Consider the following 20,160-nt stretch of genomic DNA (forward strand, 5'->3'; position numbering starts at 1 on the left):
GCTCGGTCGGTCTTGGTCAAACCGTACCTGGCGCGGGCCGAGCCTTGTGGGTGAACTCGCCCGGCTTGATCGTCACCGTCAGTTCTGCCGGGGCTCCGTCGGGTAGAGCGTGGCGGTCGTGACCGTCGTCCGCGGGGACGAGCACGGCTGGGAGGAAGACGGGCTGGACGAGGTCACCGGCGCGTTGAGCGACTGGATCTCCCGCGACGTCGTCGCCGCGGTGCTCGCGACCCCGGCCTCCCCGGACGACTCGACGACCGTCTCCGCCCGCTCCACCGGCGGTGCCCGCCGCGCCTCGGAGGGCGGGACCGGCACGGACGACTGCGTCTTGCGCACGGTCTCCTGCCGCTGTCCACCGGGGTTGACCACGTTCTCGCGCGGCTTCTCCCGCTGCGGCTCCTGCGCGGGCGGCGGGTCGGCCACCACGAGGCCGCGGCTGTGCTCGGAGCTGGTCGAGCCCGACAGGTCCATGGCGATCACCGGGTTCTGGTCCGGCTGCAGCACCGCGACGCCCGGTCCGCCGTTGAACACCGCGGCCATCGTGCCGACCATGCCGATCGTCGCCACGCTCGCCGCCGCGAGGGCCATCTTCGCCTTGGTGAGCAGCACCTTCCCGGCGAACGTGAGGCCCAGCGCCGCCGGCACGACCAGGAACGCCGCGTTGGCGCGCAGCGTCGCGCAGACCTCGTTCAGCTCGGCGTGCAGCTGCGAACACGACGCACAGGTGTCGAGGTGGGCGCGGATCCGGCGTTCCTCGACGCCCTGGACCCCGCCGGCCGTGTAGGTGCCGAGCTTCGACCGGATCGCCGCGCACGACGAACGCCCGTCGTCGGCGGCGAGGTGCGCCTGCAGATACGCCGCACGCAGGCCTTCGCGCGCACGGCGGGCCAACGCCGACATGGCGTTGGGCGAGAGTCCGAAGTGCGGTGCCACGGTGGCGGGGCGTTCGCCCTCCACCTCGACGCGCCACAGCACTACCCGCCAGCGTTCCGGCAGGCTGGAGAAAGCCCTGGTGATGAGGTTGTGCTCGACCCGGCTGTTCGCGTTGTCGCTCACCGGCTCGACGCGCCGGCCCAGCTCCTCGTCCTCCACCGGCACGTCCCGGCGCCGCCCGCTCCACTCCCACGCGACGCGGCGGGCGACCGTCAGCAGGTAGGTGCGGACGTGGTCCGTCGGACCGCTGCCGCGGCGGATCGCCTGCAGCATGCGGAAGAACGCCTCGGCGGTGAGATCGTCGGCTTCGGCCGCCTCGCGGACGTGCCTGAGGGAAAAGCGGCGGATCGCGTCCGCATGCCGGGAGAACAGTTCGCCGTAGGCCGAGTCGTCTCCCTCGCGCACCCTGGCGAGCAGGTCCCGGTCGACCTCGTTCTCGTCGACCATCACAGGCCTCAACATGCCACAAGGGGCCAGAACTGCTCCTGGTCGAGAACAGGTCGATATACAAGACCATCCGTTAGTCGTGGGCTGTTCAGCGCAACGCGATCGGTGACAGGACGGTCACAGGTGGGCGTCGTGCGGTCGGCCGGAGAAGATCGAGCGACTATCGTCACGTGCGTGGTGGACTGGCGGGAACGCGCTTCGGCTCTGGTGCCGGAACTTCGGGCTGTCGCCGAAGCCGGGGAATGGTCCTGCCACGTCTTCTTCTCCGAGCTCTGCCAGCTGACCCAGGAAGCGCACCGCGAGCAGGACGACGACGTGCTGCGGCGCGCGTACGGGTTCGCGCACTGGTGCTTCCACCAGCCGGAGCAGTTCCTGGGGAACGCGGCGCTGATCAGCTTCTACGAGCACGTGTTCGACGACTGGGACCTCCGCGAGGAGGTCGCCGCGTGGCTCCCGGTCGACGTGCTGCCCAAGGTGCGGGCGCTGTGGGAGTGGCGGTGGCCCAAGGAGCAGTTGTCCGAGGTAGATCAACTGCTGGCCGGTTTGGCACCCCCCTCGCAGGACGCGGTTTGAGGCTGTTGTATAGTTCTCCCCCGTAAGGCAGTGCGGATGTAGCGCAGTTGGTAGCGCATCACCTTGCCAAGGTGAGGGTCGCGAGTTCGAGTCTCGTCATCCGCTCTCGGAAGAAGTCCGGTATCCCTCGGGTGCCGGACTTCTTCCGTTTCAGCGAACTGCGGGCCCCACCGTGAGCGTGCCCGCGTCGGCGTCCAGCTCCGCCACCGGTTCCAGCGGCAACGACAGCGGGTCGTCGCCGTGGCCGGCGTCGATGCCGCCGATCAGCGGCACGCCCAGCGGCTCCAGCCGGTCGCGCAGCACGTCGAGCACCGTCCAGCCGCGGTCGGCGAAGTCCTCGAAACCCGGGAACCGGCCGAGCGCGACCCCGCGCAGTCCCGCGAGCGACCCCGACCGGAGGAGCTGCGTCAGCTGCCGGTCGACGTGCCCCAGCCCGACCGCGCGGGGCCTCCAGGAACAGGACCGCGCCGGCCAGGCTCGGCAGTCCGGCGCCGACGGACCAGGCGAGGGTGCCGAGGTGCCCGCCGACGACGTTCCCGGTCGCGGTGCAGCACGACGGGCTCGCCGTCCATCAGCAACGACCGCGTCGCGGCCGCCGAGCGCGCGCCCGCCAGGAACCCGTGGACACCGGTGACGCGGCAGTGCCGCCACAGCGCCGGGTGGAGGTTCGTGATGTCGCTGAACCCGACCAGCGGTTTGGGATCGGCGCGCACGGCGTCGAAGCCGAGGTCGTGGGCGATGCGGTACGCGCCGGCGCCGCCCCTGGTGGCGATCACCGCCCGCACTCCGGGATCGCGGTAGGCGTCGTCGAGGCCGGCCGGCCGGTCGGCGTCGCGGCCAGCCAGGTAGCCGTGGCGGTCGAGGGCGTGCTCGCCCACCTCGACGACGAGTCCCCAGCTCTCCAGCACCCGCACGGACTCGGCGAGGACCTCCTCGCTCGGGCAGCTCGCCGGTGACACGAGGCGGACCCGGTCCCCGGCGACGACCCGCGGCGGCAGCACGACGTTCACACAGGGGACTCTCCAGTCCCGCACGGTGGTTCACGGGGTGATCTCCAGGCCGAGCCGTGAAAGGGTGGAGCCGTTCGCTCGCATCACCCTGATCGAGCTCGTTCGACAAGGACTCGGAGACCATGGCCATCACGCAGACGGCAAACGCGCACTGGGAAGGCTCCCTCGTCGAGGGCAAGGGCAACGTCAGCCTCGCCACCTCCGGCTCGGGCAGCTTCGACATCGACTGGAAGGCGCGCGCCGAGGAGGCGGGCGGCAAGACCAGCCCCGAAGAGCTCATCGCCGCCGCGCACTCCTCCTGCTACTCCATGGCGCTCTCGCACGGCCTGACCGGCGCGGGCACGCCGCCCACCTCCATCGACACCAAGGCGGAGGTCTCGTTCCAGGCGGGCGTCGGCATCACCGGCATCCACCTGACCGTCCGCGCCTCCGTGCCGGGCCTGTCCCAGGAGGACTTCGTCGCGGCCGCCGAGGGCGCCAAGGCGAACTGCCCGGTCTCCAAGGCGCTCGCGGCCGTCGAGAACATCACCCTCGACGCTGCCCTGGTCTGAACCTCAGCTCCGCGGGCCCATGACTGATCAGGTGCCTGCGGTAGCGCACGTCGCCGGGCTGCTCGGCCACCTCGCACGAGCGGTCGAGCAGCTCTTCGACGACGATCCGGCCCTGCAGGCGCGCCAGCTGGGCGCCGAGGCAGTGGTGCGGGCCGTGCCCGAAGCCCAGGTGCGCCGGCACGGACGGCCTGCCGGGGTCGAAGTCCTCGGTGAACACCTCCGGGTCGCGGTTGCCCGCCGCGTAGTCGAGGAACAGGTGCTCACCCTCCCCGACCTGCACGCCGCCCATCACCACCGGGCGCGTCGCCGTGCGGAAGAAGCCGGTCAACGGGGAGTCGAGGCGCACCACCTCCTCCACCACTCCGCCTGATCGGCGCTCCCGTACGTCCAGCCGCAGGACCGCGCTGGCCAGCATGTTCGTGGTCGAGTCGGTGCCGGCGACGACGACCGCGAGGCACAGCGCCAGCCGTTCCTGCTCCGACAGCTGTCCTCCGCGGAACGCGTTCGAGCGCCCGAAGTAGGCGCGGAACTCTCCCATCGCGGCGAAGTACGGCCCGAGGACCCGTGCGCTGACCTCCTCGCCGCTCGTCAGGTCCAGCACCGGCGCCACGATCTCGCGGAACAGCGGGAAGTCCGCGTCCGGCACGTCGAGCACGTCCGCGACGACGCCCAGCGCGAACGGGGCGGCGAAATCGCCGACGAAGTCGACTTCCTCCTCCAGTTCGTCGAGCAGCGCCCTCGCACGATTCCTGATCGGGTCAGCCATTCGGCGCACGGCCGTTTGAGTGAATTCGTGGTTCGCCGCTCCGCGAATTCGGGCGTGCCTGGCGCCGTCCGCGGTGTTGAGCGAGGACATCAATTCCAACAATCGCCGCTGCTCCGGCGGCAGCAGCGCCGCCACGGCCGCGAGCTGCGGACCTGCCGAGTTCCGGGAGGAGAACGTCACCGGATCAGCCAGCACGGCGCACAGGTCGGCGTATGCGGTCACCCGCCGCGCGTTGATTCTCGGGTCGAATTCCATTGCGCTATCTTGGCGCGGTTCCAGCCTTTGTCGGGGGCTGACGACAGGACGAACAACGTGATCATCCGGCTGCTCGGACCGCTCGAACTCACCGGTCCGAACGGAGCGGTTCAGCTCAGCAGCGCGGGGCAGCGGACGCTGGTGGCCCGGCTGGCGCTGAACCCGGGTGAAACGGTGCCGAGGAGTGCGCTCGTGGACGCGCTCTGGTCGGACGGGGCACCGGCGAGCGCGACGAAGACCCTGCACAGCCTCCTCGCGCGGCTGCGCGGGCAGATCCGCGACGCCGGGCTCGGCGAGCTGATCACGACCCGCGAGCAGGGCTACGTGCTGAACGCGTCGGCGGAGACCGTGGACGTGGCACGGTTCGAGGCGCTCGTCGCAGCAGCACGGCACAGCGATGAGCCGTCGGAGTCGGCGAAGATGCTGCGCGAGGCCCTCGCGTTGTGGACGGGCGACCCTCTCGCGGACTGCCGGCCGGGCGAGTGGACTCGCCAGGAGTCCGCGCGGCTCGTCGGCCTGCGGATGGACGCGACCGAGGACCTGATGGACGCCTCCCTCGCGCTGGGCGAGCACGCCGCGGTGGCGCCGCTGGTCAACGCGCTGGTCGAGCGGCACCCGTTCCGCGAACGGCTGTGGGAGCAGCTGATGATCGCCCTGCACCGCTGCGGGCGGCAGGCCGAGTCGCTGGCGGCGTTCCAGCGGGCGCGCGCCGTCCTGGCCGACGAGCTCGGCATCGAGCCGGGCACGCGGCTGCGCGACCTCGAGCAGGCGGTGCTGACCGCCGACCCGCGTCTCGACCTGCCGGAACGGGTGGTGGTGCCGGTGCGCGGCAACCTCCCGGCCGACCGGTCGAGCTTCGTCGACCGCCCGGAAACCGAGCACGTCACGGACCTGATCAGGCAGCACCGGCTGGTCACGCTGATCGGCGTCGGCGGTGTCGGCAAGACCCGGCTGGCCCTGCACGTCGCCCGCGCCGAGCAGCCGCCGGACGGCGCGTGGCTGGTCGAGCTGGCGGCGTTGCGCGACCGGGCGCTCGTCCCCCACACCGTCGCCGAGGCGCTGAGCGTGGTCGACCAGACCGGGCGGGGGCAGCTGACCGTGCTCACGGAGTTCCTCGCCGACCGGGACGCGTTGCTGGTGCTCGACAACTGCGAGCACGTCGTCGACCACTGCGCGGTCCTGGTCGACACGTTGCTGCGGGCGGCACCGAAGCTCCGTGTCATCGCCACGTCCCGGCGCGCGCTGCGCGTGTACGGCGAGCAGGTGCTGTCCGTGGCGCCGTTGTCCGTTCCGCATCCCGCGGCGACGTTGTTCGCCCGACGCGCCGACGCCGCGATTCCCGGTTCGTTCGTCATCACGGATGCCAACGAGCAGGCGGTGGCGGACCTGTGCCGGCGGCTGGACGGCATCCCGCTCGCGATCGAGATGGCGGCGTTGCGGATGAGAGCGCTCACACCAGCGCGGCTGCTGGAACGGCTCGACGACAGGTTCCGGGTGCTGACCGGCGGCGGCAGGACCGCGTTGCCCCAGCACCGGACGCTGCTCGCGATGCTGGAGTGGAGCTTCGACCTCTGCTCGCCGCGCGAACAGCTGCTGTGGGCGCGGGTGTCGGTGTTCGTCGGCGGCTTCGACCTCGCCGCGGCCGAGGCGGTGTGCTCGGACGACGCGCTGACCGCGGATTTCATGTTCGACGCGGTCGACGGGCTGGTCGAAAAATCCGTGCTGCAGCGCGAAGAACACGTCGGCGTTGCGCGCTATCGGTTGCTGGAGACGATGCGCCAGTTCGGGCAGACGCGGCTGCGTGCGAGCGGCGAAGAGCAACGGCTGAAGATCCGCCATCGCGACTACTACGCAAACCTTGCGGCACAAGGTGAACGGGCTTGGTTCACGTCACGGCAGCTGGCGACGGTCGGCGCGATGACGGCCGAACGCGGCAACCTGCGGGCGGCGCTGGAGCACTCGCTGACGACGCCGGGCGAGGCCGACGCCGGTCTGCGGCTGGCGGCGACGCTGTGGTTCCACTGGGTCGGCTGCGGTCGGTTCGCCGAGGGACGGCACTGGCTGGACCGGGCGCTGTCGCTCGAGACCGAACCGTCGAAGGCGCGTTGCAAGGCGTTGTGGGTCAACGGGTACGTGGCGACGTTGCAGGGCAACACCTCCGCGGTGCCGGCGCTGCTGGAGACGTGCCGCAGCGAGGCGGCGCGGCTGCGGGACGAGGACGCCGACGTCTTCGCGACCTGCGTCCGGGGTGCGGCGGCGGTGTTCGACGACGACCTGCCGCTGGGCGCGGAACTGCTGTCGGAAGCCGACCGGCGTCACGCCGAACTGGGGCACCTGGACAGCAACGTGATCATGGCGAAGGTGGCGCTGGCCATCACAGTGGCGTTCAGCGGCCAACTCGACCGTGCGGCGGAGATCTGCGCAGAAGCTCGGGCCGTGTGTGAGGAGAACGGTGAGCTGTGGGCGCGCGCGTACGCGTTGTACGTCCTGGCGATCGTCGCGATGGGACGCGGAGACGTTGCCGAGGCCCGTGCGCTGGCGATGTCGTCGTTGCACATCAAGGCGAAGTTCGACGACCTGCTCGGCATCGCGGTGTCGGTGGAGCTGCTGGCGCTGATCGCGGCGGTGACCGGCCATCCCGCGCACGCCGCGCTGGTGCTGGGCGGCGCGGACCGCGTGTGGCGGTCGGTCGGGTTGCCGCTGTTCAGGTCGGCGAACTTCGCGGCCTCGCACGACCAGTGCGTGGCGTTGTGCCGGCAGGCCCTCGGTGAAGAGGCCTACGGCGAGCACTTCGCCCGTGGCGCCGCGATGACCGTGTCCGCCGTGGTGGAGGTGGCCGCGAAGGACCTCGCGCAGCCGTGACGCGAGCTCGTGACGACACGGACCGACCAGACGGCGTCGCTCGCGTGCGGAGCCGTGTTGCACCACGTGCGGGTCGCGTTGTCGGCGATGGGGTGGGACTGCCACGTGCTGCGGTCTCCCCACGCGGACGACGAGGTGGCGTGCTGCTCCGGCTGCTCGGACGGGACTCGCTGAGCGTCGGTGAGGCCGCGAGTGCCGTGCTGCCGGACTCGACCGTGCAGTCACCCAATGCCGAACCGTTGCCTCCGTCGGCACGCCAGGTCTTCCTCCGGCGAGGACCATGGGTGCGTGGACCGGGACAGAACGCTGGCGCACCTCAGCCACGACGACTGGCGCAGCCCCGACTCGTCGTCGACCCAGCTCTACCGGGACCTGTGCGCCCTGCGGGACCTGCCGGTGGGACAGCTGACACCGACATCGCTGCACCTGCTCGTCACCCACCAGGTGGGCCTCGACGTGACCGCGCTGCTGGCGCTGGAACACGTCGAGCGCGATCCTCTCGGATCAGTCGCGCTGTACCCCGGTGACCTGCTCGCCGCTCTACTGAGAGTAGATCATTCCTTCTGGTCCGATCACCCTGAGTTACTGGCTAGGATGTCCGCGGTGCTGGACCGACTGCGCGTCTTACCCGACGGCGATTGGCAGCTGCTCATGTCCGCTGCGGACCAGTTCCCCGGCTAGACGCGTACCGGCGGTTTTCAGGACGATCGCGCTGCTGTCACAGAGCGTAGTCCAAGTGATGTTCACAAAGCTTTGGTTGAATCGAAAACAACCGGTTCCCTTGACCCAACCGAGTGAACGGGATAGGCAGTCGGGGTGTTGGCGGCGATGAGTGGGCCCGGTCGGCTCGCAACCGGTGCTCTCCTGGGCGTTGTCGTCGCCGCGTTTTACGTGCTCGCGCCCCATGTCGGGTCGCTGGCGTCGGGCGATTCGCAACAGCCGGGAGGCGGCGACCCCGCCCGCGTCTCGCTGATCAACACCCCGTCGCTGCTGCCGACGCAGACCGAGACGCCGTCACAGACGGTGGCGGGCAGTTCATCGTCCGCAGCGTCTTCGTCGTCTTCGTCGTCTTCGTCGGCCTCAGCGTCCTCGTCGTCCAACGCGACGACCACGACGACCACCACGAACACGACCACCACGACGGTGACGACGACTCAGGCGGCGCCACCCGTCACCACCACGACGACCTCGCGGCCGCGGCCGACAACGACGACCACGACCACGAGGCCGTGCGGGCTCATCTTCTGCTGATCACGCGGTCCCCCGGTCGCAGCTCGCGAAGATTCCGGTGAGGATGTCGACGCCGGAGTCGGGCAGGGGTCTCCGGGGCCACGGCCAGGTGCCGACGTGCCGGAAACGAACCGCACAGCCGCCGGGAGCGGAACGCCCGTGCCACCCAAAGCGCAGTAGCCGCAAGGGTTCTTGGCGTCCCACAGGTACCGCTGGTGGTGGTTCTCGGCGTAGTGGAACGCGCCCTGCCGCATGCCCTGCGGTGGGCGGGCGGGAACGGCGGGGCGAGGGGCCTTTCGGGGAAGTGGTGGAATGCGCGGAGAGGCGTGAATTCATGATCGACTGATCCCACTACTACGAGTGGATAACCACATCGGCGAACGTTCGGGATCGATTCGCGTGGACCAACTACCCTCAGCCCGAAGTCTCTCGTGAGCAGGTGCGACAATGGCGCGGTTTCATCAAGGCCGCGTCAGCAGGGGGCTACTGTGAGTTGGCAGGACGAGCTGCAGAAGCTCGACGCTGAGTTGGCAAGCGGCCGCGTGTCCGCTGATGAGTACCGGCAGCGGCGCGACGCGCTGCTCGCCGGTGACACACGTGGGCAGCAGGGCGGCGGCTCCTTCTCGCCCCCTCCGCCGCAGCAGTGGCAGGCGGTGCCGCCACCGGAGAAGACGCAGTACATCCAGCCGGTGCAGCCGCAGCAGGCCCAGCAGCCGCAGCAGCCGCAGCAGAACTCGGACAAGACCCAGGTCGTGTCCGTCAACAACGGCGGCGGGCAGGCGAACCCGGACGCCACCCAGGTGGTGCCCAACAGCGGTGGCTTCCCCCAGCCGAACTACGGGCAGCCCCAGCAGTTCCCCCAGGGCGGCTGGCAGCAGGGCGGCGGGACGAGCAACGCGGCGCCCCCTCCGTGGGTGACGGGTGACGACTCCTTCTCGACGCCGACGTGGAACCAGGGCCCCGAGGTCTTCGAGTCGGCCAGCGAGTCGTCCGGCAAGGGCAAGAAGATCGTCGGCATCGTGATCGTCGTGGCACTCCTCGCGGGTCTCGGCGTCGCCGGCTACTTCTTCTTCAGCGGCAACAAGGACAACAACCAGGGGCAGTCGCCGACCGGGCAGACCTCGACGTCGGCCACGCCGACGGTGAAGCCGATCCCGGACCCGCCCGCGCAGAAGCCGGACTCCGGTGCGACCGCCGACTCGATCTACGGGCCGCTGCCCGGCACGGAGCGCGCCGGTGGCGGTCAGTTCGACCTGCCGAAGCTGGCCGCGCAGAAGCTGCTGGTCGGCAAGACGACCGACGCGCTGGTGGCCGCGGGCATGACCGAGGCGACGCTCAGCACGTCGGTCGACGGCAAGAACACCCTCAGCATCATGGCCCTGGCGGTCACGGACCAGGCCGCGGCGAGCAAGGTCGTCGCCGCCTACCTGCAGGACCAGGCCGCGCTGAAGGAGGACAAGGACCTCTCGTACAAGGGCGTCAAGGTCGTCACCGACCCCGCCAAGAAGGTCCTGCGCGCCACCTACGTCTACTACAACAAGATGGTCTTCGTGGAGGTCTTCACCGACGGTGGCGACAGCGCGGAGGCCCAGTTCAAGGAACTGCTGAAGAACCAGCTCGAGTTCGCTCCGCCGACGGTGCGCTAGTCGCCGCACGGCAAGGAAAAGGCCCCGAGGAGACTCGGGGCCTTTTTCGTGTCCTGCCTACTTCAGCAGGTCTTCGAGCACCGCGCGGGCGACCTGCGGTCCGAACTGGGCGGCGACCTGTTCCTTGGCGGAACGGGAAAGCAGGTACCAGAGGTCGTCGTCGCGCATCAGCCGGACGATCGCCGCGGCGATCTCCTCCTCGGTGTCGCCGACGAGCACGTCCTGCTCCGGCGTGAGGTGCATGCCCTCCAGCGCGAGCGTCGTGCCCACCACGGGGACGCCCTCGCTGACGCTCTGCCCGATCTTGCCCTTCACCCCGGCGCCGTAACGCAGTGGTGCCACCGTCATGCGCGCACGGGAGTAGACGGGACCGAGGTCGGCGACGAAGCCGACCACGTCCACACCGGCGTCCTCGTCGTGCAGGGCGAGCAGCTCCTTCGTCGGGTTGGACCCGACCAGGCGCAGCATCGCGTCCGGGATCTCCTTGCGCACCAACGGCATGATGGACTTCGCCAGCCACTGCGCCGCGTCCCGGTTCGGCACGTGGTCGTACCCGCCGATGAACACGACGTCGGTGCGGCCGCCCACGGAGACGGGCGTCCAGTCGACGGAGTGCACGTTGGACAGCACCCGCACGTCGGCGTCCGGGACCTGCTGCCGCAACAACTCCTGCTCCGCCTCGGACACCACCAACGTCACGTCTGTCGCGCGCACCAGGCCGAGCTCGAGCTCGCGCGTGGCGTTCGCCTTGCGGCGCAACGCGAACGCCTCTTCGGGCTGCCCGTCGCGCTCGGCGACCACGGCCTGCCGCTCCAGCCGCAGGAAGTGCAGGTCCACGGTGTCGTAGGCGATGACGCACTGCGGCGCCCGCGTGCGCAGCTCCTCGAGCATGATCCAGGCGACGTTCGGCCGGGACAGCAGTGCGAACGACAGCTCGGGGGCCGCCTCGCGGATGAACTCCCACTGCCGCTCGTGCTGGGTCAGCACGGTGATGCCGAGCTGGCGCAGCTCGTCGGTGTCCGGCTGCAGTTCGCCGAAGTTGGCGGGGAAGAACACGACCCGGCAGCCGAGGTCCACGAGCTCCTCGAGCACCGCGCGCATCCGCACCGACCCCGAGTCCATCCGGGTGGCGGGCACCTGGTGGTCCATGACCAGCACCAGCGGGCCGCCGCGGTCGTACTTGTCGCGCTGGCGGGCGAGCCAGAGGTTGGCCTCGCTCGGGCCCGGCAGCTGGCGGGTGAGCGCGTCGGCCCACTTCTCCGCGAACACCGTGCGGTTGAGCTCCTGGTACCGCTTGACGCCGGTGGCGACGTCCTTGCCGTGCGAGATGCCCTCGTGGTGGATGACCACGGCCTTGGGCTGCACGACCACGCGGTGGCCGGACTCCCTGATCGCGAACGCGAGGTCGGTGTCCTCGTAGTAGGCGGGCGCGTATCGCGTGTCGAAGCCGCCGACGCGTTCGAAGAGGTCGCGGCGGACCAGGATCGCCGCGCCCGAGCAGTAGTCGACGTCGCGCACGACGTTGACGGCCTGGTCGTTCGGGTCGCCGTTGCGGCCGTAGTTCCAGCCGGTGGCGTCCGACCAGATGATGCCGCCGGCCTCCTGCAGGGTGCCGTCCGGGTAGACCAGCTTGGCGCCGACGAGGCCGATCCTGTCGTCGGAGTTCGCGGTCTCGACCAGCGCTTCGAGCCAGCCGGGCGTGACCTCGGTGTCGTTGTTGAGGAACAGGACCAGCTCGGAGCGGGCCTTCTCGGCGCCGAGGTTGCAGGCGCCGATGAACCCGAGGTTGCGCGGCGTGCGGACGAGCCGGATGCCGGTGCACGCGGCGAGCTTCTCCGCGCTGTCGTCCGGGGAGGCGTCGTCGACGACGATGACCTCGAACGGCACCGTGGAGTGCACGCTGTTGATGCTCAACAGGCACTGGCGCGTGTACTTCCACTTGCCGTGCACCGGGATGACGATGCTGACCAGCGGCTTGTCGCTGGTGTGGACGGCGACGGGCGTCCGCGGCTCCGCGGCGATCTGCTCCACCGGGCCCGGCTGGCGGCCGAGCGCCTTCTCGTAGGTGTCGCGCAACGTGCTGCCGCGCGGCGCCACCTTCTCGACGACGCTGCGGTACTTGCCGAGCGCGCGCTGCACCAGCGCGTTCTGCTCGTCGACCTCCCTGCGCAGGCGCTGCACCTCCGCCTCGGCCCGCACCGCGCGCTGCTCGAGGGCGTTGGACGAGTCCTGCATCCACTCGATGACGGCCGCGGACCGGTCGGCGGCGCGCACCGCCTGGTGCAGCTCGCCGGCGAGGCGTTCGCGTTCGGCGTGCGAGTCCCGCACCGACTCCAGCGCGGCCAGCTTGTCCCGCTCCTCGGTCTGGCGGTGCTGCTCCAGCTCCTCGATGGTCGCCTTGAGCTGCTCGACCTCGGCGCGGCTGTCCTCGTACAGCGCCCGCAGCCGGGCCGTGGCGCGGCCGACCAGCGACAGCTCCGGGTCGAGCATGATCGCGGCGGAGGGCAGCGCGGGCAGCTTGCCCCGCGACGCCACCGCGACCAGGTAGGTGTGCGGCAGGCCGTTCTCGACGGTCCACGTGTCCCCGGCGGCCCGCACGGTGTGCGCGCCGAGCGAGCCCTTGGCCGAGCTGACCGACGTGATGACCGAGCCCACGGCGACGTTCTGCCGGAACATGGCCACGTTGGCGAAGTCCGCCTTCAACAGCTCGGCGAACTCGCGCTCGGTGAGCTCCTTGAGGTGGAACTCGTTGCAGTTGTGGTGCTGGTGGCTGTAGACCTCGGTGTCCGGGGTGCTGATCAGCAGCAGCCCGCCGGGCGCCAGCCGCGTCCGGACCAGCTCCATCAGGCCGTCGTGGTCCGTGACGTGCTCGATGGCCTCGAAGCAGGTGATCACGTCGAACTGCCCGGCGTCGGCCAGCACGGCCGGGTCGGTGATCGACCCGACGACGAACCTCAGCGACGGACCACCGTAGTTCAGCTGCGCGTGCTCCACCGACGGCACGTCGATGTCGACACCGACGACCTCCGCGGCGGTCTCGGCGAGCATGGCGGCGCCGTAGCCCTCACCGCTCGCGAGGTCGAGCACCCGCTTGCCCGCGACGAGGTCCCTGGCGAGGGCGTAGCGGTGGTAGTGCTCGTACACCACCTGCGTGTCCTCGGTCCACGGAACGCAGCGCTCCCCGGTCCACTCGATCCGGCGGTCCAACTCCATCAGTCGTTCTCCAGCGCTGTTCATCGGCGGGTGCTGCGCAACAACGCGAACGCGCGTTCGTCGCGGTCAGCGTGAGCGGGGTCCGAGCCTTCCGTGACACCGACGGTGACGTAGTCCTCGACCGCCCACCCGGTCCTGTCGAAGATCCGGCGAAGCCCCGCGTCCGAGAAGATCCAGAAGTTGGTGGCGTCGTTGTTGGCCTCGGTCGGGTGGAGCAGGTACGCCACGGGCAGGTGCGCGAACGCGGTCTCGTGGTCCGGCGAGAGCTGCGCGATCCGCGTGGAGACGACCAGGCGGTCGACGCGCTTCGCGAGCTCCTCGAGCACGTAGTACGGGTTCTTCAGGTGGTAGAGGATCCCGAGGAAGAAGACGAGGTCGTAGTGGTCGCGCGGCAGCCGGAACTGCGTGTCGAGGTCGATCTCGTGGATCTGCACGCCCGACGCGAGCTCCTCGCGCATCCGGCGAGCGCCGCGCACCCCGTTGAAGTTCGTCGGCGGGTTGTCGATCAGGTCGACGGAGCACCCCAGCCGCTGCTCGAGGAAGAAGGCGAAGTCGCCGTCCGCCGCTCCGATGTCCGCGACCGTGCCACCCGCGACCTGCCCGAACAGGTTCCTTCGTTCACCCGTGAGCATGGCATCGAGGTGGTAGATGTTGGCCATCGTGTCGTATGGGTACCAGTCGAACTCGACGGTGAGCTGTTCCTTGCGCGTGAGCAGCTCTCGCCTGAAGTCCAGAGCCTGCTTCTTCACGACCTCGAAGTCCACGAACGGAGATTCTGCCCGACCCCGACCTGCGGCGTGGCGGGTACGTACAACCCGCCCGCAGTGCTACACGTCTACCTGTGCAGGTCACCACTCGGAGGCGACACATGTGGATCACAGTGACGCTAGTCACATTGGGCGGTTTGGCGTTCTTGACGCGAACCGTAGCGGCCGTCCTGGCCGTTTCCTCTTCCAAGAAGGGGAACGATTACCCTGCGCCACAACCGTCCACCAATTGAGATACTCGTTCGGAGTACGTCTTACGGACGATCATCGACTTACCGTACGATCCTTTTGGGTCGTACGACTGATCGGTCACCCTAAGGTGACCCCACAGGGGTAGGTGCGCCATGGACCACGCACTGAACAAGGTCATCGAGCTGCGCGAGAACGGCTTCCAGTTCCTCCACCTGAGGGACGACGCCGGGCAGCTCGACCGCATCATGGCGTTCAAGCAGCGCAGAGGCTTCATCGACTCGATCCTGTTCTGGTCGGAGACAGAGGCGCGAGCAGGGCGTTTGCCCGCGGTCCGCGACTCGGCCCGCCCGGCCCAGGCCGTGTGGATCTACGAGGGCCCGCTGGCCGAGGCCGTCGACCGGCTGCTCGACCTGCCGGAACCCGGGGCCCGCAACGCTCCTTCGCTCATGAAGGCGACCGCGTCCGACCTGGCCGTGGTGACGACGCTGCCGTTCAAGCTGAAGCTGCCGCCCGGCGCGATCGCCTAGCCGCCCGTTTCGAAGCCGCCGCGCTTTGTGGCGTTGATTCGTGCTGCCCGTTTCCGGCGCTGTGTTCAATACGACCGGAACAGTGACGTTCGGTAGTACTTCCGGCGCGGCGGTCGTCGCACATCCAAAGACAGCGTTACCTGTATCTCGAGCACCTCAAAGGATGAAGAACTTCCCTCGCCCGAGTTACGGAGCTTGCTGTAGAGGGTCAGAACACGACACCTTCGCGCCCATGAACCTCAGGAAGACCGTCGCGGGGGCCGCTGTCGCCCTCGGCAGCACCGCCGTCCTGCTCGGCCTGGGTGGGACCGCACACGCCGACATCGCGGACGCCACCGCGCACACGCAGCCCGACCTCGGTGGTCAGCTGGGCGACGTCGCGGCGATCGGCGACCTCGCGAAGGTCGACACGTCCGCCGTCGACGGCAAGGTCCAGGCGATCAACGGGAAGCAACCGGACGTGGTCGCGCTCATCGAGAACGTCGACGGCGTGCCCGCCTCGACGCTGCTCGGTCTCAGCGAGCCGGGGAAGCCGCTGAACGGCCTCGCGCACCTCGACATCTGATCTGACCAGCGCTTCCTGACCGGGGCGGCGCCCGATTCCCTCCCCCTCGAATCGGGCGCCGTTCCTCTTTTTCGGAAGCGCGGCGTCTAACGGCCTGCCGCATACCCCTGCGCGCCGCGTGGATTCGCGCCGGCGCGCAGAAGTCCGTCGGAGGCGTCCCTCGACACAGCCGACATCCGGCCGAGGGTCCACTCGCCGGCGTCCACGACCTGGTGGCCACGCTCTCGCAACGCAGCCAGGACGTCCACGCCGGCACGGGACTCGATGACGAGCTCTCCCGGCGTCCAGGCACGCGGGTAGAACGAGCTCGGGAACGCGTTCGAGTGCCACATCGGCGAGTCGATCGCCTCCTGCAGGTTCAGGCCCGCCCGGTGCGCGAGCCAGAAGCCGAGCTGCCACTGGTCCTGCTGGTCGCCGCCGGGCGTGCCGAACGCCAGCGCGGGGCGGCCGTCGCGCAGCGCCATCGACGGGGACAGGGTGATCCGCGGGCGCTTGCCCGGCGCCAGCGAGTTCGGCAGGCCCTCGTCCAGCCAGAACATCTGAGCGCGGCTGCCCAGGCAGAAGCCGAGCGACGGGATCGTCGGCGAGGACTGCAGCCAGCCGCCGGACGGCGTCGCGGAGACCATGTTGCCCCAGCGGTCCACGACGTCGACGTGCACCGTGTCCCCGCGCGTGACGCCGGAGCGGGCCACGGTGGGCTCCCCGATCGCGCCGGTCGGGTCGGAGACCGTGGACGACGGACCGCTCATGATGTGCTGCGGCAGCAGCGGTTCCCGGCCGTCGGGCGAGCCGGGGCGGAGCTCGAGGGACGCGGTGTCGGAGATCAGCGCCCGGCGTTCGGTGGCGTAGGCGCGGGAGACCAGCGTTTCCAGCGGCACGTCCGGAACGTCGCCGTACCAGGCCTCCCGGTCGGCGAACGCGAGCTTGGCGGCCTCCACGGCCAGGTGCACGGTCTCAGCGGTGGGCTTGCCGTCCACGTAGGACAGGTCGTACCCCTCCAGCAGCCGCAGCTGCTGCGCCAGGGCGGGTCCCTGCGTCCACGCGCCGGCCTTCACGAGCGACCACTCGTCGAAGTCGACGATGAGCGCGTCCTCGTACGACGCCTCCCACGACGCCATGTCGGCACCGGTCAGCACACCGGCGTGGTCACGCCCGGAGTCGTCGCGGAAGGAGGAGCGGCAGAACTCGTCGACTTGCGCGGCCACGAACCCCTGCGACCACGCCCGGCGCGCGGCCTCGATCTGCGCCTCGCGGTCGGCTCCGGCGGCCTCGGCGGCGGCGAGCAGCCACTCCCAGGTGTCGGCGAGCGCCGGGTTGCGGAACCGGCCGCCGGGCGCGGGCAGGACGCCACCCGGCATCCACTGCGCGGCCGAGGTCGGCCAGTGCTCGGTGAAGAGGCCGGAGACCAGCCCGATGGTGTGCACGGCGCGTTCGACGAGAGGGAAGCCGTCGCGGGCGTAGCCGATCGCGCGGTCCAGCACCTCGCGCAACGTCTTGGTGCCGTGGTCACGCAGCAGAGTCAGCCAGCCGTCCCACGCGCCGGGCACGGTGGCGGCCAGCAGACCGCTGCCGGGCACCAGCGACAGGCCCAGGCCGGTGTAGTGCTCGATCGACGCGCCGGCGGGTGCCACGCCCTGCCCGCAGAGCACGCGCGGGGCCGCTCCGGCCGCCGAGAAGAGGATCGGCACCTCGCCGCCGGGGCCGTTGAGGTGCGGTTCCACGACCTGGAGCACGAATCCTGCGGTCACGGCGGCGTCGAAGGCGTTGCCGCCGTCCTCGAGCACGGCCATCGCCGAAGCCGAGGCCAGCCAGTGCGTGGAGGCGACCATGCCGAAGGTGCCGACGAGTTCGGGGCGGGTGGTGAACACCCCATAAAGGTACGCGGGGCTAACTATATTTCGTGACTCCAAGTGACGCATGCCCCAGACCCGAACGGAGCACCCTCAGGGACGGGTGCGACTTTGGTCGTAGCCGACCGTCACGGATCTCCTCCCAGAGGTCTACCGGCGCGGGCGATGTTTCGAACACGGTCGAACGGCACAGTTCTAGGCATGGGAATTCTGACGATCGCCACGATCTTCATCGGCCTCGCGCTCCTGGCAGCGGTGCCCCTCGTGGCGCTGCTGCACTGGACCGACCGTTGAAGTCCAGGTAACGAGCGTTAACCTCCTCGCGAGCAGTCCGCTTCGAGGAGGGTGAAGGCATGGAGATCTCGGGTACCGCGGCCATCGTCACCGGTGGCGCGTCCGGTCTCGGTGGCGCGACCGCACGTGCGCTGGCGGCGCGGGGAGCGCAGGTGTTCGCGCTCGACCTGCCGAGCGCCGTCGAGAAGGCCGAGACGGTCGAGAACGTCACCTACCTGGCCGCGGACGTGACCTCGGGCGAACAGGTCCAGGCCGCCGTCGACACCGCGGCGGGCTCCGGTGTCCCGCTGCGCATCACGGTGAACTGCGCGGGCATCGGCCCCTCGTCCCGCACGGTCGGCAAGACCGGCCCGCACGACCTCGACCTGTACCGCAAGGTCATCGAGATCAACCTGATCGGCACGTTCAACGTGCTGCGCCTCGCCGCCGCCGCGATGGGCAAGACCGAGGAGCTCGAGCACGGCGCCCGCGGCGTCATCATCAACACCGCCTCGATCGCCGCGTTCGACGGCCAGATCGGCCAGGTCGCCTACGCCTCGTCCAAGGGCGGCGTCGTCGGCATGACCCTCCCGGCCGCCCGCGACCTCAGCAGCGTCGGCATCCGCGTGCTGACGATCGCGCCGGGCATCGTCGACACCCCGATGCTCGCCACGGTCTCCGACGAGTTCCGCGCGGGCCTCGCCGCCGGCGTCCCGTTCCCGAAGCGCCTGGCGCAGCCCGCCGAGTACGCGCAGCTCGCGCTGTCGATCATCGAGCACGACTACCTGAACGGAGAGGTCATCCGCATGGACGGCGCTCTCCGCATGGCACCGCGCTAGAGCTCTCCGGCGTACGGCAGGCGGGACATCGCGTCCGAGGTCATCCACTCGCGCAGGCTGTGGGTGGCCCGGACGTCGTCCTCGTTGTACTCCAGCAACCGCTGCCGCTGCCCCACGTCGAGCTCGTCGTCGTTCAGCCCGACCGCGGCCCGGTACCAGCGCATCGAGTTCTCGCCGCCGGCCTCCGGGTCGCGCCACCGGAAGCCCGCGACCGGCGCGATGATCTTCAGGCCCTTGCCGTGCGCGCACAGGAACTGCTCGCGGACGATCCCGAAGAGGTCGACCCACGAGTCGGAGTTGATGAACTCCTTGACCTGCGCGACCGTCGGGATGCCGGGCTTGCCCGCGAACCTCTCCGCCGACGCCAGCAGCCAGCGGTTCTCCGCGAGCTCGTTGTAGCAGTAGGCGCGGAACGACAGCCCGCGCGCCTTGGCCCGCAGGCGGATCCCGGTCAGCCAGGTCCAGAACTCGGCGAACGAGCGCGCCTCGTCGTCGCACGGCAGGGCTTCCCACGTGACGAACGCGCGGTAGCCGTGCTCCTCGTCGATGTCCTTCCCGGACAGCAGGCAGCCCCACATGTACGCGCCGAGGTCGCCGAAGCTCTCCATGTCGACGTCGACCTCGACGTCCGCGCGCGGCACGTTCATCTCGGGCACGCGGCGCACCAGCGTCAGGTCGCGCAGCCACGCCCTCGCCAGCACCACGGCGTCGCCGAACGGCATGCCGACGAGCTGGACCGGACCTTCCGCCGCCGGGTCGAGCTCCGCCAGCTTGTCCACAGTGGACAGACCGATCTTCCGCAGCGCCACGGCGTCCTCGCCGCGCACGACGAGGCTGACGTCCCTGCCCTGCTTGAGGTCGCTGTCGCACGTCGGCCACCACGGGCACGTCTTGCAGTCGACGATCCGCGAGGGCCTGGCCAGCGGCTCCCTGGAGTTCGCGGCGGCCAGGGCCACGGCGAGCCGGTCGCTGAACCGCGCGTCGTACTCCGACAGCGCGGTGCGGCCGCCCGGCCACGTCGGCGCTTCCAGGTCGTGCCACAGCACGACGTCGGCGTCCATGCCGATCACGCCACCGGTGGCGCGTCCGGCCCTCGCGTAGCCGGCCGCCTGCAGCTGCCGCTGGGCGTGGGCGAGCCTGAGCTGGTCGCGGGGCTGCGGACGCACCTTGCGGTGCGGGTCGGTGCGGCTGCCACCGGGCAGCGGCAACGTCAGCGGGCTGGTCTTCGCGCCCTGGCCGGGGTCGGTGATCTTGTGGCGCACCACCAGGACCGGCACGTACCCCGTGGTGTCCTTGACCAGCAGGTCGATGCCGCCACGACGGCCGCCCCGCGCGTCACGCGGCAGCGCGGCGCCCCAGATGTACGGCGCGCCCATCTCCATCGCGGCGAGCGTCACGCGTTCCCGGTCCGCACTGCGCACATCCGGCCCGTTCGGCACCTCGAAGAGGTCCGAGCCGGCGATCCGGCCGAGCGCGTCCGCCACCGCGCGACGGTGGTTCGTCGCGTCCGCTTTCCGTTGTTCCGAAGCCGGATCAAGCGCCGCCTTGGGGGCGTCGCGCATTTCCGGATCGTTTTCGAGGTGCACCCGCCGCCGACAACGAGTGACCACGCCGGCGTCTAGCTGCACCTGGGAAGTCACAGGATGCAGGGTATGTCGCGC

18 protein-coding genes and 1 tRNA gene are annotated in these 20,160 nt (G+C 70.1%); 10 read left to right on the top strand and 9 right to left on the bottom strand.

What is annotated here, in order from left to right:
• Positions 1-78: 78 nt before the first annotated feature.
• A complete protein-coding gene (locus BLQ91_RS28810) occupies positions 79-1,395 on the bottom strand; it encodes a sigma-70 family RNA polymerase sigma factor (protein WP_245733872.1) in 1,317 nt (438 codons plus the stop codon).
• 159 nt (positions 1,396-1,554) lie between these two features.
• Between BLQ91_RS28810 and BLQ91_RS28815 the strand changes: the two genes are divergently transcribed.
• Positions 1,555-1,953 carry a DUF7674 family protein gene (locus BLQ91_RS28815; RefSeq protein ID WP_090101951.1) on the top strand — a complete coding sequence of 133 codons (399 nt, stop codon included), beginning with the start codon at positions 1,555-1,557 and terminating at the stop codon, positions 1,951-1,953.
• A 32-nt stretch (positions 1,954-1,985) separates the two neighbouring features.
• Positions 1,986-2,058: transfer RNA gene (locus tag BLQ91_RS28820), tRNA-Gly, on the top strand.
• Between the two features lie 45 nt (positions 2,059-2,103).
• On the opposite strand, the gene BLQ91_RS42930 is transcribed toward BLQ91_RS28820, so the two are convergent.
• Entirely contained in the window at positions 2,104-2,385 is a 282-nt protein-coding gene (locus BLQ91_RS42930) for a S66 peptidase family protein (RefSeq protein ID WP_245733886.1), read from the bottom strand.
• Positions 2,361-2,963: an LD-carboxypeptidase gene (locus tag BLQ91_RS28825; RefSeq protein ID WP_245733873.1), complete on the bottom strand. Its 603-nt coding sequence runs from the start codon at positions 2,961-2,963 to the stop codon at positions 2,361-2,363. Before BLQ91_RS28825 ends, BLQ91_RS42930 begins: the two co-directional genes overlap by 25 nt.
• 122 nt (positions 2,964-3,085) lie before the next feature.
• On the opposite strand from BLQ91_RS28825, the gene BLQ91_RS28830 reads away from it, so the two are divergent.
• Positions 3,086-3,514, top strand: coding sequence for an OsmC family protein (locus tag BLQ91_RS28830; RefSeq protein ID WP_090101789.1), 429 nt, complete (start codon positions 3,086-3,088; stop codon positions 3,512-3,514).
• On the opposite strand, the gene BLQ91_RS28835 is transcribed toward BLQ91_RS28830, so the two are convergent.
• Positions 3,489-4,535: a cytochrome P450 gene (locus BLQ91_RS28835; protein ID WP_090101791.1), complete on the bottom strand. Its 1,047-nt coding sequence runs from the start codon at positions 4,533-4,535 to the stop codon at positions 3,489-3,491. The two genes, BLQ91_RS28830 and BLQ91_RS28835, sit on opposite strands and share 26 nt — an antisense overlap.
• Before the next feature lie 57 nt (positions 4,536-4,592).
• Between BLQ91_RS28835 and BLQ91_RS28840 the strand changes: the two genes are divergently transcribed.
• From BLQ91_RS28840 to BLQ91_RS28845, 3 genes are all read left to right on the top strand, one after another.
• Entirely contained in the window at positions 4,593-7,397 is a 2,805-nt protein-coding gene (locus BLQ91_RS28840) for an AfsR/SARP family transcriptional regulator (RefSeq protein WP_143022852.1), read from the top strand.
• 9 nt (positions 7,398-7,406) lie between these two features.
• Complete coding sequence (locus BLQ91_RS41655; RefSeq protein ID WP_176959996.1) at positions 7,407-7,571, top strand: hypothetical protein; 165 nt, start codon at positions 7,407-7,409, stop codon at positions 7,569-7,571.
• Between the two features lie 114 nt (positions 7,572-7,685).
• Entirely contained in the window at positions 7,686-8,078 is a 393-nt protein-coding gene (locus BLQ91_RS28845) for a contact-dependent growth inhibition system immunity protein (protein ID WP_090101795.1), read from the top strand.
• 206 nt (positions 8,079-8,284) lie between these two features.
• Here the strand turns inward: BLQ91_RS28845 and BLQ91_RS28850 are convergent, their stop codons facing one another.
• Positions 8,285-8,536, bottom strand: coding sequence for a hypothetical protein (locus BLQ91_RS28850; protein ID WP_090101797.1), 252 nt, complete (start codon positions 8,534-8,536; stop codon positions 8,285-8,287).
• Positions 8,537-9,115: 579 nt separating this feature from the next.
• Here BLQ91_RS28850 and BLQ91_RS28860 point away from each other — a divergent pair.
• A complete protein-coding gene (locus tag BLQ91_RS28860) occupies positions 9,116-10,273 on the top strand; it encodes a hypothetical protein (protein WP_090101800.1) in 1,158 nt (385 codons plus the stop codon).
• A gap of 57 nt (positions 10,274-10,330) precedes the next feature.
• Here the strand turns inward: BLQ91_RS28860 and BLQ91_RS28865 are convergent, their stop codons facing one another.
• Together BLQ91_RS28865 and BLQ91_RS28870 are read right to left on the bottom strand one after the other, a co-directional pair.
• Entirely contained in the window at positions 10,331-13,486 is a 3,156-nt protein-coding gene (locus tag BLQ91_RS28865; RefSeq protein WP_090101802.1) for a glycosyltransferase, read from the bottom strand.
• A gap of 20 nt (positions 13,487-13,506) precedes the next feature.
• Positions 13,507-14,250 carry a class I SAM-dependent methyltransferase gene (locus BLQ91_RS28870; protein ID WP_090101804.1) on the bottom strand — a complete coding sequence of 248 codons (744 nt, stop codon included), beginning with the start codon at positions 14,248-14,250 and terminating at the stop codon, positions 13,507-13,509.
• 347 nt (positions 14,251-14,597) lie between these two features.
• Here BLQ91_RS28870 and BLQ91_RS28875 point away from each other — a divergent pair, with 347 nt between their 5' ends.
• Together BLQ91_RS28875 and BLQ91_RS28880 are read left to right on the top strand one after the other, a co-directional pair.
• Positions 14,598-14,972 (top strand): hypothetical protein, encoded by a 375-nt coding sequence (locus BLQ91_RS28875; RefSeq protein ID WP_090101806.1) that lies wholly within the window; start codon positions 14,598-14,600, stop codon positions 14,970-14,972.
• Positions 14,973-15,204: 232 nt separating this feature from the next.
• Complete coding sequence (locus BLQ91_RS28880) at positions 15,205-15,537, top strand: hypothetical protein (protein ID WP_090101808.1); 333 nt, start codon at positions 15,205-15,207, stop codon at positions 15,535-15,537.
• A gap of 86 nt (positions 15,538-15,623) precedes the next feature.
• On the opposite strand, the gene BLQ91_RS28885 is transcribed toward BLQ91_RS28880, so the two are convergent.
• Positions 15,624-17,405, bottom strand: a complete 1,782-nt coding sequence (locus BLQ91_RS28885) for a gamma-glutamyltransferase family protein (RefSeq protein ID WP_090101810.1) — start codon at positions 17,403-17,405, stop codon at positions 15,624-15,626.
• Between the two features lie 335 nt (positions 17,406-17,740).
• Here BLQ91_RS28885 and BLQ91_RS28890 point away from each other — a divergent pair, with 335 nt between their 5' ends.
• Positions 17,741-18,499, top strand: a complete 759-nt coding sequence (locus tag BLQ91_RS28890; RefSeq protein ID WP_090101812.1) for an SDR family NAD(P)-dependent oxidoreductase — start codon at positions 17,741-17,743, stop codon at positions 18,497-18,499.
• On the opposite strand, the gene BLQ91_RS28895 is transcribed toward BLQ91_RS28890, so the two are convergent.
• Positions 18,496-20,139 (bottom strand): TM0106 family RecB-like putative nuclease, encoded by a 1,644-nt coding sequence (locus tag BLQ91_RS28895; protein WP_090101813.1) that lies wholly within the window; start codon positions 20,137-20,139, stop codon positions 18,496-18,498. The two genes, BLQ91_RS28890 and BLQ91_RS28895, sit on opposite strands and share 4 nt — an antisense overlap.
• Between the last annotated feature and the right edge of the window lie 21 nt (positions 20,140-20,160).

This window comes from Lentzea jiangxiensis (assembly GCF_900104175.1).
Lineage (GTDB): Bacteria > Actinomycetota > Actinomycetes > Mycobacteriales > Pseudonocardiaceae > Lentzea > Lentzea jiangxiensis.

Bases quoted from the DNA above. Each gene is read 5' to 3' on its own strand.
- BLQ91_RS28875 (WP_090101806.1), top strand. From the start codon at position 14,598: ATGGACCACGCACTGAACAAGGTCATCGAGCTGCGCGAGAACGGCTTC.
- BLQ91_RS28830 (WP_090101789.1), top strand. From the start codon at position 3,086: ATGGCCATCACGCAGACGGCAAACGCGCACTGGGAAGGCTCCCTCGTC.
- BLQ91_RS28890 (WP_090101812.1), top strand. From the start codon at position 17,741: ATGGAGATCTCGGGTACCGCGGCCATCGTCACCGGTGGCGCGTCCGGT.
- BLQ91_RS28865 (WP_090101802.1), bottom strand. From the start codon at position 13,486: ATGGAGTTGGACCGCCGGATCGAGTGGACCGGGGAGCGCTGCGTTCCG.
- BLQ91_RS28835 (WP_090101791.1), bottom strand. From the start codon at position 4,535: ATGGAATTCGACCCGAGAATCAACGCGCGGCGGGTGACCGCATACGCC.
- BLQ91_RS28880 (WP_090101808.1), top strand. From the start codon at position 15,205: ATGAACCTCAGGAAGACCGTCGCGGGGGCCGCTGTCGCCCTCGGCAGC.
- BLQ91_RS28810 (WP_245733872.1), bottom strand. From the start codon at position 1,395: ATGTTGAGGCCTGTGATGGTCGACGAGAACGAGGTCGACCGGGACCTG.